This window comes from Amycolatopsis viridis (assembly GCF_011758765.1).
In the GTDB taxonomy this organism is placed as follows: Bacteria; Actinomycetota; Actinomycetes; order Mycobacteriales; family Pseudonocardiaceae; genus Amycolatopsis_E; species Amycolatopsis_E viridis.
Genome location: NZ_JAANOU010000001.1, coordinates 5,536,685 through 5,550,751, shown reverse-complemented (window position 1 = coordinate 5,550,751; position 14,067 = coordinate 5,536,685). Strand labels below are relative to the sequence as shown.

Sequence of the window (14,067 nt, the reverse complement as noted above, 5' to 3'; positions counted from 1 at the left end):
AACCGGACTGCCGGTGGTCAGCTCTCGGTGAGCGACAGGGCCATGTACTTCACGTCGAGGTACTCCTCGATGCCCTCGGCCCCGCCCTCGCGGCCGAACCCGGACGCCTTGACACCGCCGAACGGCGCGGACGCATTCGACACCAGACCGGTGTTGAGCCCGACCATCCCGGTCGCCATCCGCTCGCCCACGCGGATCGCCCGGTCGAGGTCGCGGGTGAACACGTAGGCCACCAGCCCGAACTCGGTGTCGTTGGCGAGCCGGACCGCCTCGTCCTCGTCCTCGAACGTGGTGACGGGCGCGACCGGGCCGAACACCTCCTCGCGGAGGATGCGCGCGTCGGGTGGGACGTCGGTGAGCACCGTCGGCGAGTAGAAGAAGCCGTCGCCGTCGAGCGGCTTGCCACCGGTGGTGGCGTGTGCGCCGCGGGACAGGGCGTCCTCGACCAGCTCCACCACCTTGTCCCGCTGCTCCGCATTGATCAACGGGCCGACTTGCACGCCGTCCTCGGTGCCGTGCCCGACCTTCAGCGAGGACATGGCGTCGGTCAGCCGCCGCACGAACTCGCCGGCGACCGAGGAGTGCACGTGGAACCGGTTCGCCGCGACGCACGACTCGCCGTTGTTGCGCATCTTCGCGGTGACCGCGCCCTGCACGGCCGCGTCCAGGTCCGCGTCCTCGAACATCAGGAACGGTGCGTTGCCGCCCAGTTCCATCGACATCCGCTGCAGGTTGGGCGAGCACTGTTCGACCAGTTTGCGGCCGACCTCGGTGGAACCGGTGAAGGACAGTTTGCGGATCCGCGGGTCGGCGAGCGCGGGGTTCACCACCCGGCTGGCGGAGGTGCTGGGCAGCACGCTCAGCACGCCGTCGGGCAGGCCGGCCTCCTTGAGCAGCCCGGCGAGGTTCAGCATCGACAACGGCGTCAGCTGCGCGGGCTTGACGATCATCGTGCAGCCTGCGGCGATGGCCGGTCCGATCTTGCGGGTGCCCATCGCCAGCGGGAAGTTCCACGGCGTCACCAGGATGCACGGCCCCACCGGGTGTTTGGAGACGATGACCCGACCGCCCCCGGCGGGGCTGCGCGCGTACCGCCCGTCGACGCGCACCGCTTCCTCGGAGAACCACCGGAAGAACTCGGCGGCATAGGTGACCTCGGCCGCGGACTCCGCCAGGCTCTTGCCCATCTCCAGCGTCATCAGCCGGGCCAGCTCGTCGGCGCGGTCGGTCATCAGCTGCCACGCGCGGCGCAGGATCTCGCCCCGCTCGCGCGGCGGCGTGGCGGCCCACTCCTCCTGCTTCGCGGTGGCCGCCTCGATCGCCTCGGCGACGTCGGCGTCCTGGGCGTCGGACACCTCGCACAGCTGCTGTTCGGTCCCCGGGTCGTGCACGCCGAAGCGACTCCCGTCCGCGGCGTCCCGCCACTGGCCGGCGAGGAAGAGCTGACGCGGTACTCCATCGAGGGTCATGTGCCGTGGCTACCCGTGCGCTCCTCCTCGTATGCCTCGGGCAACCGCCGCATCCGGCGCAGCGGTGAACAGACCAGCCATAGCGCCGACGCCGCGACTCCGGCGCCGGCCAGCCACAACGTGCCGCGCAGCCCGGCCGTGCTCGCCAGCACGCCCGCCAGCCGGCTCCCCACCGGCCCCGGCGCGAAGTGCAGGAACGTGCTGGTCGCCGCGACCCGGCCCTGCAACCACTCCGGCGTGACGCCCTGCCGGTAGCTGAGCTGGTGCACGTTGAGCACCACGATGCTCAGCCCGGTCAGGAAGTTGCCGATCGGGTACCAGGTGACTGCCGCGCCCGGCGCGGTCAGCGGGATCATCAGGTAACCCGCGCCCCACAGCAGCGCGGCCGCCCACATCACCCGCGCCGCGCCGAAGCGGTCGCCGAGCCGCCGCGCCACGACCGAACCGAGGACGGCCCCGATCAGCCCGCCGGCCTGCAGCAACCCGATCACGCCGGGCGACAGGTGCACCTCGCGCAGCAGGAACAGCACGGCCACCGTGACCTGGAACTGCTGGCACACGCTGACACAGACGCTGTGTGCCGCGTTCGCCCGGAGCACCGGGTCCCGCCCGACGAACCGCAGGCCCTCGCGGATCTCCCGGCGCAGCGGTGCCCGCGCCCGCGCGACCGGCACCCGGTCCGGCGCCCCGATCCGCCGCAACCAGCACGCGGACCACAGGAAGCTGACCGCGTTGGCCCCGACCGCGGCGGCGCCGCCGAAGAGCTGCACCAGCCATCCCGACAGGCTCGGCGCCGCCACCGCCGCGACCGACACGTTCGCCTGCAACCGGGCGTTGCCCTCCACCAGCCGGTCGCGGTCGACCAGGCCCGGCAGGTACGTCCGGTGCGCGACGTCGAAGAACACCGACAGCACCCCGGCGACCGCAACCACCACACACAGGTGCGTCATCGTCAGCACCCCGGCCACCGCGGCGAGCGGCACCGACCCGAAGGCCACCGCGCGTCCCAGATCGGCCAGGACCAGCACGCGGCGCTTGCGCATCCGGTCGGTCCACACGCCCACCTGCAGGGCCAGCAGCAGGAAGGCGAGCGTCTCCAGCACCCGCAGCAACGACACCTGCCAGGCGGTGGCCCGCAGTGTGATCGCCGCCAGCAACGGCACGGCCAGCAGGTTGATCCGGTCGCCGAACTGGCTCAGGGCATCGGCCAGCCAGAGCCGCCGGAAATCCGCGTGCGCCAGCAACCCCCATCGCATGTTCCCCCCATGTCGTCGACGAGAACGACGTTAGCGAGGGGTACCGACAAAAACGGAGTGGCGGAGCCCGGACCTCCGACCGGTCCGGGCTCCGCCACTCGCCCGCGCCAGGACTATCCGATGTCCCGGCGCCGAAACCGTGCCAGACCCGTGGCAAGGGTGATCACGGCGATCCCGAGCAGCCACGCGAACGGGGTCACGGTGAACTCCGCGCTGGGCAGCCTCGGGACGTGGGTGAACGGCGAGATGTCGAGCACCGGCTGCGGTGCCTGCACCACCGGGCCGAACAGCGACAGCAGGACGAACAGTCCGGGCACCGCCCAGGTGGCCGTCGTGAACCGCGGCGCGAACCCGAACACCAGCACGGCGATCCCGGTGACCACCCAGACCGCGGGCACCTGCGCCACCGTCGCCCCGATCACCGCGGGGATCTGGCCGCCGACGTCGCCCACCCGCAGCCCGTGCAGCAGACCGGCGAACAGGCCGGACACCACGAGCAGCACGGCCGTGCCGAGCAGCGAGAACACCAGGTGCCCCGCGGCCCACTGCAAGCGCCGCACCCGGGTTGCCAGCAGCGGTTCCAGCCGTAGCGCGGTCTCCTCCGCGCGCATCCGCATCGTCGCCTGCACCGCATACACGGCGGCGATCATCCCGAAGATGTTCGCGATCGCCGCGAGGAACGTGTCGATCAAGTTCTGCGTCCCGCCCAGCCGCTCGAGCATCTGCTGGGTCTGGGCGCTGTCGCCGAGGATGTCGCCGATGCCCGCCGCGAGCGACCCGAACATCGCGCCGAACACCGCGAAGCCGGCGATCCAGCCGAGCAGCGCGCCGCGATGCAGGCGCCAGGCCAGGGCGAACGGCGACCGCAGTCCGGGTGCGGCCACCGGCGGGCCGGGCCGGGCCGGCAAGAGGCCCATGCCGACGTCCCGGCGCGGCAGCAGGCGGTAGGCCACCAGCCCCAGCACCAGCGCCGCGGCGAGGAGCAGCAACGCCACCGCCCAGCGGTCCCCGGCGTACGGCCGCAGCCGGGTCGCCCAGCCGAGCGGCGACAGCCACGACAACCACGACACGTCCGCGGCCGCGTCGCCGACGGCGCGCAGCGCGAAGGCGACCCCGAGCACGGCGGCCGCGATGCCGTTGGCGGTACGCGAGTACTCGGCCAGCTGGGCCGCGACCGCGGCGACCGCGGCGAACACCAGTCCGGTCAGCGTGATCCCGAGGCCGAACGCCACCGAACCGCCCGCGGGCAGACCCGTGCCGGTCAGCCCCAGGGCCACCAGCAAGCCGGTGGCGACCGCGCCGATCCCCGCGGTGACCACCGCGGCGGTGAGAGCGGCGTAGCGGCCGGTGACCGCCGAGGACAGCAGTTCCTGGCGCCCGGTGTCCTCCTCCTGCCGGGTGTGCCGCGTGACGGTGAGGATGCAGGCCAGAGCCAGGAACAGCGGCGCGAACACCCCAAAGCGCCATGCGGTGAACCCGCCCGCCGTGGACAGGTCGAACGGTGGCCCGTAGAGCAGGGTGATGGACGGGTTCGCGCTCATCCCCGCGGTCAGGGACGCCCGGCTCGCGGCGTCCGGGTACAGCTGCCCGTAGGCGCCGGCGGAGCTGACCGGCAACAGGCCGATCACCAGCACCCAGATCGGCAGGACGACCCGGTCCCGCCGCAGCGCGAGGCGGACGAGGTGCCGGGTACCGACCAGCGCGCTCATCGTGCGCTCGCTTCCGTCGTGTAGTGGCGGAGGAAGAGCTCCTCCAGCGTCGGGGGCTGGCTGGTCAGACTGCGCACGCCGACTTCGGTGAGCTTGCGCAGCACCTCGTCCAGCGACTGGGTCTCGACGTCGAACCGGACCCGGTTGCCCTCGACCTTCAGGTCGTGCACCTCGCTCAGCGAGGCGAGGCCGTTCGGGTGACCGGCGAGCTCCGCCACGATCGACGTGCGGGTGAGGTGGCGGAGTTCGCTGAGGGTGCCGGTCTCGACCGCGTGCCCGTTGCGAATGATGCTGACCCGGTCGCACAGGGCCTCCACCTCGGCGAGGATGTGGCTGGACAGCAGCACCGTGCGGCCCTTGTCGCGCTCTTCCTGGATCGCGTACTGGAAGGTGGCCTCCATCAGCGGGTCGAGGCCGGAGGTCGGCTCGTCGAGGATCAGCAGCTCGACGTCGGAGGACAGGGCCGCGACGATCGCGACCTTCTGCCGGTTGCCCTTGGAGTAGGTGCGGCCCTTCTTCTTCGGGTCGAGGTCGAAGCGTTCGATCAGCTCGTTGCGGCGGCGCTTGTCGAGGCCGCCGCGCAGTCGCCCGAGCAGGTCGATGACCTCGCCACCGGAGAGGTTGGGCCAGAGGTTGACGTCACCGGGGACGTAGGCGAGCCGGCGGTGCAGGCTCGCGGCGTCGCGCCAGGGGTCGCCGCCGAGCAGGCGGACGGTGCCGCGGTCCGTGCGCAGCAGACCGAGCAGGACGCGGATGGTGGTTGACTTCCCGGCACCGTTGGGGCCGAGGAAGCCGTGCACTTCTCCGCTCTTGACCTGCAGGTTCAGGTCGTCGAGGGCCTTCGTCGCGCCGAACGACTTGTGCAGGCCCTCGATGGAGATGGCGTTGTCCATGCGCCGAAGGTACATTCATTTCACAAAGTTGTGAAGTTAGGAAAACGTATAGATTGGCTGAAGCGCTGGACGACTGCGGAAGGGTGATCTGCATGCGGGACGAGGAGGCGGTGCGCCGCTACGTCGAGCGCCTGGCGCTCGTGCTCACGCAGCTCGGTTTCCAGCGCATGCCCGCGCGGGTGTTCGCGGCACTGGTGGTGACCGACGAAAGCCGGCTCACCGCGGGCGAGATCGGGGAGAAGCTGCAGATCAGCCCGGCCGCGGTGTCGGGAGCCGTCCGCTACCTGGAGCAGGTCGGGATGGTCGTTCGGGAGCGGGAACCCGGATCGCGCCGCGACCACTTCCGGGTGACCGACGACATGTGGTTCGCCAGCATGCGCAAGCGCGACCGGCTCATGGAGCTGTGGCGGGACGCGGCCGTCGAGGGTATCCCGGTGGTGGGCGAGGACACGCCCGCCGGCAAGCGGTTGGCCGACATGCGGGACTTCCTGGGCTTCCTCATCGAACAGCTCCCGTTGCTGTTCGAGCGCTGGGAGAAGGAGCGCGCGGAGCGTTAGGGCAGCACGGCCTTGACCAGCTTGCGGGCCAGGCCCGCCGGGTCGCCGGAGTCGGCGTCCCAGTTCCGGAGGAAGCCCTGCTGGAACGCGGCGCCCAGGAGGAGTGCCGCGATCGCGTCGGGGTCCGAAGTGGACGGCAGGCGGCCGAGGGTGCGCTCCGCGCGCAGGTACTCCGCGAGGCGGGAGACCGGGCCGCGGGGGCTCGCCCCGCGCTCGCGGATCGCGGCCCGGTGGGCGTCCAGCAGGTCCTGCGAGGAGAACAGGGACGCGCCGATCGGGAAGCTCTCGGTGTAGAAGTCGATCGCGGTCGCCGTGATGCGGACCAGGTTGCCGCGCACGCTGTGCCGCCCCGCCGTGAGTTCGCCCAGCGCCGTGTCCAGGGCCGGCAGCTGGGACGAGATCACGCCCAGGAAGATCTCGGTCTTGTCCGCGAAGTGCTTGTACAGCGCGGCCTCCGAGAAGCCGGCGGCGCGGGCGATCTCCTTGGTGGTGGCCCGCGCATAACCCTGCTCGCGCATGATCCCCGCGGCCGCGGCCAGTATCTTCTCCCGCGTTCCCATCGCTCCTCAGCGTTCTCTCAGCCGTGCTTGACGGTTGGTGAGTACTCACTCACCATAGCAGGTGAGTGAACACTAACCACGGAGGAGGAAGCCATGAAACTGACGGTGTTCGGTGCGACCGGTGGGACGGGCGCGCACGTCGTGCGGCAGGCGCTCACCGCGGGCCACCAGGTGACCGCGGTGGTGCGGGATCCGGCCCGCCTGGACGTGCCGGCGCAGCCGCGACTGGAGGTGGTGACGGCGGACGTGCTCGACCCGGACGCGCTGGTGCCCGCCATCAGCGGCCGCGAAGCCGTCGTGTCCGCGCTGGGGCCGCGTGGCCGTGGACCGAGCGTGATCTGCCGGGACGGGACGAGCAGCATCATGGCCGCGATGACGACGGCCGGTGTGCGTCGTCTGGCGGTGGTCAGCAACAGCGGCATGCACCGCGAGGGGGACGGGTGGTTCACCAGGCTGCTGTTCAAACCCGTCCTGATCCGCATCCTGCGTGAGGGGTACGCGGACATGGGCGAGATGGAGCGCCGGGTCACCGCGTCCGGGCTCGACTGGACCATCGTGCGGCCGCCGAAGCTCAGCGACGGCCCCCACACCGGCCGCATCGCGAGCGAGACCAGGGGTAATGTGCGGGGGAGCTTCACCATCTCGCGGGCCGACCTGGCGGACTACGTCCTGCGCGCGGTCGCTGATCCCGCGCTGTCCCGGGTTGCCGTCTCGGTGGCGAAGGGTTGACGGGAGCCGGAGGTCAGGGTGGCGGGGACGCGGGGTGCGAAGCAGGCGGGTGCGGGAGTGTCTCCGTTCCGGGCCGGTTTGGCGGTCGCCGCCACCGCCGGGCTCGCGCCGGTGCTGGTGGCCCAGGGGTTGCGCGTACGCCGGACCACGCCGAGGTTGCCGGGGGCGACCGGGCCACGCCACGGGTCCGTGCCCGGGCCCGACCCGCTGCGGTTGCTGGTCGTCGGCGAGTCCACTGTGGATGGTGTTGGGGCGCGGACGCACGAGGAGGCGCTGACCGGGCAGCTCGCGGTGGCGCTGGCAAGCCGCCTGCACCGCGGGATTTCCTGGCGGGTGGCGGGCCGGACCGGCGCCAACGCGCGCACCGTGCGGTCCGAGCTGCTGGACGAAGCCTGCCGGGAACCGGCCGATCTGCTCGTCGTGGCCCTCGGGGTGAACGACACCATCGAACTGCGCTCGCCGGGCCGGTACCGGTGCGACCTGCTGGCCCTGGTGGTCGCCGCGCGGCGCGCGCTCGGGCCGGTGCCGGTCCTGCTGGCCGGGGTGCCGCCGCTGCGGGCGTTCCCGGCACTCCCGCAGCCGTTGCGCCTCGTCCTGGGTCTGCGTGGCGAAGCGCTGGACACGGCGGCGGCGACGCTCGCCGCCCTGCCGGACGTCACGTATTGCCCCGTGCCCGGTGAGGTGGTCGACCCGGCCCTGTTCGCGGCCGACGGCTTCCACCCCGGGCCGCCCGGGTACCGGTTGTGGGCCGGAACGCTCGCGGATGCGGTCGGCCGGTCGCTGGGTGCACCCGGCCGTGCCGGTTCCGCCGGGCCGAACGGGTGAACCCGGTCGCCGGCCCGCTTCGCCGGGCGGCGGCGGAGGCGATGACCGCCTTGCGCCGGCGGCCGGGATCTCCCCGGCGCCGGTCAGCGCTCGGCGGCCTTGACCAGCCGTGCGGACAGCACCGTGATCGCGATGCGCAGCGCGGCGAGCACGATCGGCCCGGTGCCCGGCACCTTCTCCTGGAACGAGCCACGCCAGGTCAGCCGCGTGCCGTTGCCGTCGGGCTCGGACAGCACCTCGGCGCGGTAGTCGCGCACCGGCGCGGTGCCGGCGAAGGTGTAGACGTGCCGCCGGTCCGGCTCGTATTCCAGCGTTTCCTCCCGGATCAGCAGTGGCCACGCGCCCACGGCCCGGATCGCGCCGACCCCGCCTGCCGGCCCGGCCCACCGGTCCCAGCGGGACACCACGATCAGCGGTTTGCCCCACTCGGACCAGCGTGCGCCGTCGCTCTCCAGCCGGAACAGGGTCGCCGGCGGGGCGCTGCTGGTGCGGGTGATCTCGAAGGAGAACGTTCTGCGGGGCATCGCTGACCTTTCCGTTCCGGAGTCGGGGTTACCGAGCAGTAAACCAGGGCTTCACCGGATGCGGGGCCGCTGACCGTGGGGTTTCATGGGTTCATGGGCATCGACTTCAACGACATCAAGAAGAAGGCGCAGCAGGCGCTCGACCAGAACGCGGACAAGATCGAAAGCGGCATCGACAAGGCGAGCGGGTTCGCCAAGTCGAAGCTCGGCCAGCACGCGGACAAGATCGACAGCGTGACGTCGAAGGCGAAGGACTTCCTGCACAAGCAGTCCGGCGGAGGATCCGACCCGCAGGGTGGTCCCGGTCCGGCCGGCCCCCAGACAGGACCGACAGGACCGACGGGACCGACGGGACCGACCGGACCGACGGGACCGACTGAGCCGTAGGACCTACGGCACCTCGCCGATGGCGGTGCCGTCGGCGAGAGCGGTGATGCGGCCGCCGCGTTCGCCGAGGGCGCGCAGGCCGTTCCGGGCGTCCGGCGCGTCCAGGGCGACGCGAACGCCCGACAGCGTGGCCTGCCGGGCGCTCGCCAGCGCTTGTGCGCCTTCGTGACCGGAGTTGATGCTGACGGCGAGACCGCCGGTCGAGGCCAGTGATCCGCGCATCGCCCCGAGCCGGCCGAGGGCCTCGTCGAGCACCGGCAGCAGCGCCTCGCGGTTGCCCTCGGTCATGGCGCGCACCAGGTCCGGCCGGGTCGCGGCGACCCGGGTGCCGTCGGTGTAGGACCCGGCGGCCAGGGCCAGCGCGACCGGCCCGCCGTCCGCGCCGACGGCGGCGAGCACGGCGGCCAGCAGGTGCGGCAGGTGGGAGATCCGTGCGACGGCCTCGTCGTGCCGGGCCGCGGTCAGCGGGACCACGTGCGCGCCGAGGTCGATCGCGAACCGGGCCACCTCGGCCCACGCTGCGAGGTCGGTGTCGTCCTCGACGCAGACCACCCACGCCGCGCCCCGGAACAGCGTCGCGGTGCCGGCGCGCCAGCCGGACTCCGCGGTGCCCGCCATCGGGTGCCCGGCGGCGAACCGGGCCTGCGGTGCGAACGCCCGTGCGGCGGTCACCACGCCGGTCTTCACGCTGGTCACGTCGGTGAGCAGGCAGGACGGCGCGCACTCACCGACCGTCCGCAGCACCTCCTCGACCGCGGTCAGCGGGACCGCCAGCACCACCAGCGCATCCCGGTCGGCGGCCCGGCGCAGGGCGGCCACGACGTCGGTGGAGGCGTCGAAGCCGTCGGCGAGCGCCGCCTCCGCGTCACCCGCCGCGGTCGTCGCGCCCCAGACGGTCCGCCCGGCCGCGGCGGCCGCACGCAGCACCGAGCCGCCGATCAACCCGAGTCCGATCACGCACACGTCTCGCACGGTGCGTCATCCTGCCAGGGCGTCGAGCGCGAAGGCCGCGTACATCGCGACCCCGGCCGGGAAAGCGCCTTCGTGGTGGCGCACCCGGTTCGAGTGGTTGGTTGGCGCCTCCGCCGGATCGACCTCGGGCGGGCACGCCCCGAGGAACGCGAACGCGCCGGGGACCCGTTGCAGCACATAGGAAAAGTCTTCCGCACCCATGTTCGGGTCGGCCAGCAGCTCCGACCGGCCGAGCACCCGCTGCGCCAGGTCGAGCACGCGCAGCGCCTGCTCCGGGTCGTTCACGGTCACCGGGTAGCCGGGTTCGACGTCCACCAGTACCCGGCAGCCGTGCGCCGCACCGACCGCCTCGCACACCTTCGGCAGCTCGGCCTTCACCCGGGCCCGCGTCGCCTCGGACAGGGTCCGGATCGTCCCGGCCACCTCCGCGGTCTCCGGGATGATGTTGGTCGTGGTGCCGGCCGCGATCCGGGTCACCGACACCACCGCCGGGTCGAACACGCTGATCCGCCGGGTCACCATGGTCTGCAACGCGCCGACCATCGCCGCGGCCGCGGGGACCGGGTCGATCGCGTTGTGCGGGCTCGAACCGTGCCCGCCCTTGCCCGTCACCTGGATCGTGAAGGTGTCGTTCGAGGCCATCAACGGCCCGGGACGGGTGGTGATCAGGCCGGACTCGACGTGCGGCAGCAGGTGGATGCCGAAGGCCCGCTCCACCCGCGAACCGGCGGCGTCGAGCACGCCTTCGTGGATCATGTGGCGGGCGCCGTGGTAGCCCTCCTCGCCCGGCTGGAACATGAACACCACCGAACCGGCCAGCTCGTGGCGGCGGGCCGCCAGCAGCCGCGCGGCCGAGGCGAGCATCGCGGTGTGGCCGTCGTGGCCGCACGCGTGCATCGTCCCGTCCACTTCGGAGGCGAACTCCAGGCCGGTGTCCTCCTGCAGCGGCAGCGCGTCCATGTCGCCGCGCAGCAGCACCGCCGGTCCGTCCTGCGCGCCGCGCAGCACCGCGGTCAGCGCGGTGGTCGACTTCCCCTCGACGATCTCCAGCGGCAGGTCCTCCAGCGCCCGGCGGACGGCGGCCTGGGTGCGCGGCAGGTGCAGGCCCTGCTCGGGGTGGGCGTGGATCTCACGGCGCAGCGCGACGGTGGCCGGTTGCAGAGCCTCGGCTTCGGAGCGCAACACGGCGAGCCGGGTGTCCGGCAAAGGGGGCAGCTCGGTGGGTCCCGTCATCATCCGATCCTCGCAGAGCGACTGCACCGATGATCCGTCCAGGTATACGGTGTGCGCTATGTCGGTGAAGGAGCCGGTTTCGGGATTCGCGGTGGCCGTGGTCCGGGAGGACGGCAAGTGGCGCTGCAGCGCGCTCGATGCCGGTGCGCTCACGGGGCTGGACGCCGCCATCACCGAGCTGGCCAAGTTGCGGTCCACCGGGGCCGTGTTCGGCCTGCTCGCGGTGGACGACGAGTTCTTCGTGATCGTGCGCCCGAGCCCGCGCGGGCCGTCGCTGCTGCTCTCGGACGCGGCGGCGGCGCTGGACTACGACATCGCCGCCGACGTGCTCGACGTGCTCCGGGTCGATCCGCCGGACGAGGAGGACGACTCGATCTGGCCCGAGGGCGACCTCGACATCCTCGCCGACCTCGGCCTGCCCGGGCCGGAGCTCGAGGTGATCGCCGGTGAGGTCGATCTCTACCCGGACGAGCAGCTGCAGATGATCGCGCAGCGCTGCGGGTTCGGCAGCGAGTTCACCGCGCTGCTCGACGAGATCTGACGTGTCCGACGCCGACCTGGTGTCCGCGGCGCTGGCCGCCGCGCGGGAGGCCGGCCCGGACGTGCCGATCGGTGCCGCGGTCTTCGCGCCGGACGGCCGACTCCTCGCCCGCGCCCACAACGCGCGCGAGGAGCTGGGCGACCCGACGGCGCACGCGGAGATCCTGGCGCTGCGGGCGGCCGCCCGCGAGTTCGGCGACGGCTGGCGGCTGGACGGCTGCACCGTCGCGGTGACGGTCGAGCCGTGCACGATGTGCGCCGGGGCGCTGGTGCTCGCGCGCGTGGCCCGCGTGGTGTTCGGGGCGTGGGAGCCGCGCACCGGCGCGGTCGGATCGCTGTGGGACGTGGTGCGCGATCGCCGGCTCAACCACCGGCCGGAGGTGCGCGGCGGCGTGCTGGAGGCCGACTGCGCCGCGTTGCTGGCCGAGTTCTTCGCCGGTCACCGCGACGTGTGATCCGCCGGGTGGCGGGGTAGCCCGGGAGCGACCGCGTCGAAGGAGGGTCGATGAACGTCGTGAAGAACCGGATGACGAGCCGGTCCCGTCAGGCCAAGGGCGGGGCGCGGGAGCTGTTCGGGCGCCTGACCGGCAGCCGTCGTCACCAGGCGGCCGGCCGCGCCGAGCGGATCCGCGGCATCGTGCGTGAGACGACGACCGAGGTCGCGGACTGGGCGGCCACCGCGGCACGTGACGCGCAGCGCCGCTTCCGCACCAGGTGAGGAGTGCCTGCGAGCCGCTCTCGGGCGTCTAGTAACCTAGTCGGCGGTAGCGTGTCCGAGCGGCCGAAGGAGCACGACTCGAAATCGTGTGACGGTTGACCCCGTCCGTGGGTTCAAATCCCACCGCTACCGCTGCGAACAGGCAGAACGCCCGCCCCCGCTGGTTCGGGGGCGGGCGTTCCGTCGTTCCGGAGCCGGGTCAGACCCAGTAGGGGATGCGCGCCCGGTAGTTCCGCAGCACGACGAGTGCGACCGTCCACGCGGCCAGCGTCAGGCCGGCGGCCACCAGCCAGCTCCACCAGTGCAGCTGCTGTCCGATCAGTGGTTGCCGCATGATCTGCACGTAGTGGAACAGCGGGTTGAGCTCGATGATCCACGCTTTCCCCGGCGCGTTCTGGATCAGCGTGTCCAGTGGCCAGGTGATCGGGACGAGGATGAACAGAAGCTGGATGATCGCGCCGATCAGCGGTGGGGCGTCCCGGAACCGCGTGGCGACGACGCTCAGGATCATCGCCGCGGCGATGCCGCCGGCCAGTGCCAGCCCGAAACCGGGGATCACCAGGAACGCGTTCCAGCCGAGGCCGGGGTGGCACACCATGCCGCCCGGTGTCCCGCACGGCTGCCCGTCCATCGTGTAGCCGTGCTCGTGCAGTCGGCGGAAGAAGAGCGCGAGGAGGACGAAGTAGACGATCAGGTTGTGGGCGAGGATGAGCGTTTGCCGCCACACGGTTCGCAACACGTGGACGGTGAGCGGGGCCGACGTCTGCGCGAGGAGTTCCGCGCTCTCGGTGAAACTGCCCATTCCGTCGGACAGGCAGCCGCCGATGAAGGCCCAGACGATCAGGCCGGTGCCGACGTAGGGGACGAACGTCGCTGCCGGGCTGTGCCAGATGAGGCTGAACACGCTGCCGAGCCCGGCGGTCGTGAGGCCCATCGTCACCGACATCCAGAACGGTCCCAGCAGGGAGCGACGGTAGCGGCTCCGGATGTCGTTCCACCCCAGGTGGCCCCACAGCCGCCAGGACCGGAAGCCCCGTCGCAGGTCCTCGCGAGCGCGGCTCCAGCTTCGCGGATCGTCCGCCGGAGCACTGGTGGCGCTCTGCGCTCGTTCCATAGTTGATGGCTGCACGGAGCCAAGCTACCGCCGGAGCGGGTGGGTGCGGCGGTACGGGAGCGGTTCCCCGTCGATCGGCGATTTCCGTAGCTCACCCGTACTGACTGTCCCTGACCTCGGTAAGTCATCACCCGATCGTGTCAGCGGCTGGTCGGGGTGCGAGCCTACGTTCGGCCGATGACACTGATCAACATCCGCACCCTGTCCGCCGTGGTGACCCTCGCGGCCGCCGGGGTGCTCGTCCCGGCCGGTAGCGCCTCCGCCATGCCGGACCCGCCGGGGGACGGCTGGGACCACACCTTCTCGGAGCTCGGCGTCACCGTTTACGCCGAGGAGTACGGGGACCGGATCGCGGTGTGCGACACGGCGGCCAACGGGGCCAGCGCGGTCGTCAACGTGTGGGCCGGGCCGTGGAAGTACGAAGCCGTGGCCAGCGGCTTCGGCACCTGTACCACCCACCGGGCGAGCGAGGGCGGCCGCTACAACCTGCCGGAGGGCGTCTACGTCGATCTCTACTACAAGGGCGACAACGGCTACGCCACGCACAGCGGGTTCATGAACGACCACTGACACCCGTCCTC

General features: G+C 72.1%; 17 protein-coding genes and 1 tRNA gene. 9 read left to right on the top strand and 9 right to left on the bottom strand.

Annotation, left to right across the window (positions count from 1 at the left end):
* Positions 1 to 17: 17 nt before the first annotated feature.
* From FHX46_RS27550 to FHX46_RS27535, 4 genes are all read right to left on the bottom strand, one after another.
* A complete protein-coding gene (locus FHX46_RS27550; protein WP_167120709.1) occupies positions 18 to 1,469 on the bottom strand; it encodes an NAD-dependent succinate-semialdehyde dehydrogenase in 1,452 nt (483 codons plus the stop codon).
* Positions 1,466 to 2,725: an MFS transporter gene (locus FHX46_RS27545; RefSeq protein WP_167120707.1), complete on the bottom strand. Its 1,260-nt coding sequence runs from the start codon at positions 2,723 to 2,725 to the stop codon at positions 1,466 to 1,468. Before FHX46_RS27545 ends, FHX46_RS27550 begins: the two co-directional genes overlap by 4 nt.
* A gap of 113 nt (positions 2,726 to 2,838) precedes the next feature.
* On the bottom strand, positions 2,839 to 4,434 hold the full coding sequence (locus FHX46_RS27540; RefSeq protein WP_167120705.1) for an ABC transporter permease: 1,596 nt from the start codon (positions 4,432 to 4,434) through the stop codon (positions 2,839 to 2,841).
* The gene (locus FHX46_RS27535; protein ID WP_167120703.1) at positions 4,431 to 5,327 is read right to left on the bottom strand and encodes an ABC transporter ATP-binding protein; all 897 of its coding nucleotides are present in this window, start codon (positions 5,325 to 5,327) and stop codon (positions 4,431 to 4,433) included. The genes FHX46_RS27540 and FHX46_RS27535 overlap by 4 nt, the downstream gene beginning before the upstream one ends.
* Positions 5,328 to 5,419: 92 nt before the next feature.
* Here FHX46_RS27535 and FHX46_RS27530 point away from each other — a divergent pair, with 92 nt between their 5' ends.
* The gene (locus FHX46_RS27530; protein WP_167120701.1) at positions 5,420 to 5,884 is read left to right on the top strand and encodes a GbsR/MarR family transcriptional regulator; all 465 of its coding nucleotides are present in this window, start codon (positions 5,420 to 5,422) and stop codon (positions 5,882 to 5,884) included.
* On the opposite strand, the gene FHX46_RS27525 is transcribed toward FHX46_RS27530, so the two are convergent.
* Positions 5,881 to 6,444, bottom strand: coding sequence for a TetR/AcrR family transcriptional regulator (locus FHX46_RS27525; RefSeq protein WP_167120699.1), 564 nt, complete (start codon positions 6,442 to 6,444; stop codon positions 5,881 to 5,883). The genes FHX46_RS27530 and FHX46_RS27525 overlap by 4 nt on opposite strands.
* 93 nt (positions 6,445 to 6,537) lie before the next feature.
* Between FHX46_RS27525 and FHX46_RS27520 the strand changes: the two genes are divergently transcribed.
* Positions 6,538 to 7,173 carry an NAD(P)-dependent oxidoreductase gene (locus FHX46_RS27520; protein WP_167120696.1) on the top strand — a complete coding sequence of 212 codons (636 nt, stop codon included), beginning with the start codon at positions 6,538 to 6,540 and terminating at the stop codon, positions 7,171 to 7,173.
* Positions 7,174 to 7,230: 57 nt separating this feature from the next.
* Positions 7,231 to 7,998, top strand: coding sequence for an SGNH/GDSL hydrolase family protein (locus FHX46_RS27515; RefSeq protein WP_313886260.1), 768 nt, complete (start codon positions 7,231 to 7,233; stop codon positions 7,996 to 7,998).
* Between the two features lie 83 nt (positions 7,999 to 8,081).
* On the opposite strand, the gene FHX46_RS27510 is transcribed toward FHX46_RS27515, so the two are convergent.
* Positions 8,082 to 8,522, bottom strand: a complete 441-nt coding sequence (locus FHX46_RS27510; protein WP_167120694.1) for an SRPBCC family protein — start codon at positions 8,520 to 8,522, stop codon at positions 8,082 to 8,084.
* A gap of 93 nt (positions 8,523 to 8,615) precedes the next feature.
* On the opposite strand from FHX46_RS27510, the gene FHX46_RS27505 reads away from it, so the two are divergent.
* A complete protein-coding gene (locus tag FHX46_RS27505) occupies positions 8,616 to 8,909 on the top strand; it encodes an antitoxin (RefSeq protein WP_167120692.1) in 294 nt (97 codons plus the stop codon).
* 3 nt (positions 8,910 to 8,912) lie between these two features.
* Here FHX46_RS27505 and FHX46_RS27500 read toward each other — a convergent pair whose 3' ends face one another.
* Together FHX46_RS27500 and FHX46_RS27495 are read right to left on the bottom strand one after the other, a co-directional pair.
* Positions 8,913 to 9,881 carry a prephenate dehydrogenase gene (locus tag FHX46_RS27500; RefSeq protein WP_313886259.1) on the bottom strand — a complete coding sequence of 323 codons (969 nt, stop codon included), beginning with the start codon at positions 9,879 to 9,881 and terminating at the stop codon, positions 8,913 to 8,915.
* A gap of 6 nt (positions 9,882 to 9,887) precedes the next feature.
* Positions 9,888 to 11,114: a M20 metallopeptidase family protein gene (locus FHX46_RS27495; protein ID WP_167120691.1), complete on the bottom strand. Its 1,227-nt coding sequence runs from the start codon at positions 11,112 to 11,114 to the stop codon at positions 9,888 to 9,890.
* 58 nt (positions 11,115 to 11,172) lie between these two features.
* On the opposite strand from FHX46_RS27495, the gene FHX46_RS27490 reads away from it, so the two are divergent.
* The 4 genes from FHX46_RS27490 (at position 11,173) to FHX46_RS27475 (ending at position 12,504) form a co-directional block, all read left to right on the top strand.
* The gene (locus FHX46_RS27490) at positions 11,173 to 11,655 is read left to right on the top strand and encodes a tRNA adenosine deaminase-associated protein (RefSeq protein ID WP_167120689.1); all 483 of its coding nucleotides are present in this window, start codon (positions 11,173 to 11,175) and stop codon (positions 11,653 to 11,655) included.
* Between the two features lies 1 nt (position 11,656).
* Positions 11,657 to 12,109, top strand: coding sequence for a nucleoside deaminase (locus FHX46_RS27485; protein WP_167120688.1), 453 nt, complete (start codon positions 11,657 to 11,659; stop codon positions 12,107 to 12,109).
* A 50-nt stretch (positions 12,110 to 12,159) separates the two neighbouring features.
* Entirely contained in the window at positions 12,160 to 12,372 is a 213-nt protein-coding gene (locus FHX46_RS27480) for a CsbD family protein (protein WP_167101223.1), read from the top strand.
* A gap of 45 nt (positions 12,373 to 12,417) precedes the next feature.
* Positions 12,418 to 12,504 (top strand) — tRNA-Ser (locus FHX46_RS27475).
* Positions 12,505 to 12,571: 67 nt separating this feature from the next.
* On the opposite strand, the gene FHX46_RS27470 is transcribed toward FHX46_RS27475, so the two are convergent.
* The gene (locus FHX46_RS27470) at positions 12,572 to 13,486 is read right to left on the bottom strand and encodes an ABC transporter permease (protein ID WP_167120686.1); all 915 of its coding nucleotides are present in this window, start codon (positions 13,484 to 13,486) and stop codon (positions 12,572 to 12,574) included.
* Positions 13,487 to 13,663: 177 nt separating this feature from the next.
* Between FHX46_RS27470 and FHX46_RS27465 the strand changes: the two genes are divergently transcribed.
* Positions 13,664 to 14,056, top strand: coding sequence for a hypothetical protein (locus FHX46_RS27465; RefSeq protein ID WP_167120684.1), 393 nt, complete (start codon positions 13,664 to 13,666; stop codon positions 14,054 to 14,056).
* Positions 14,057 to 14,067 lie beyond the last annotated feature (11 nt).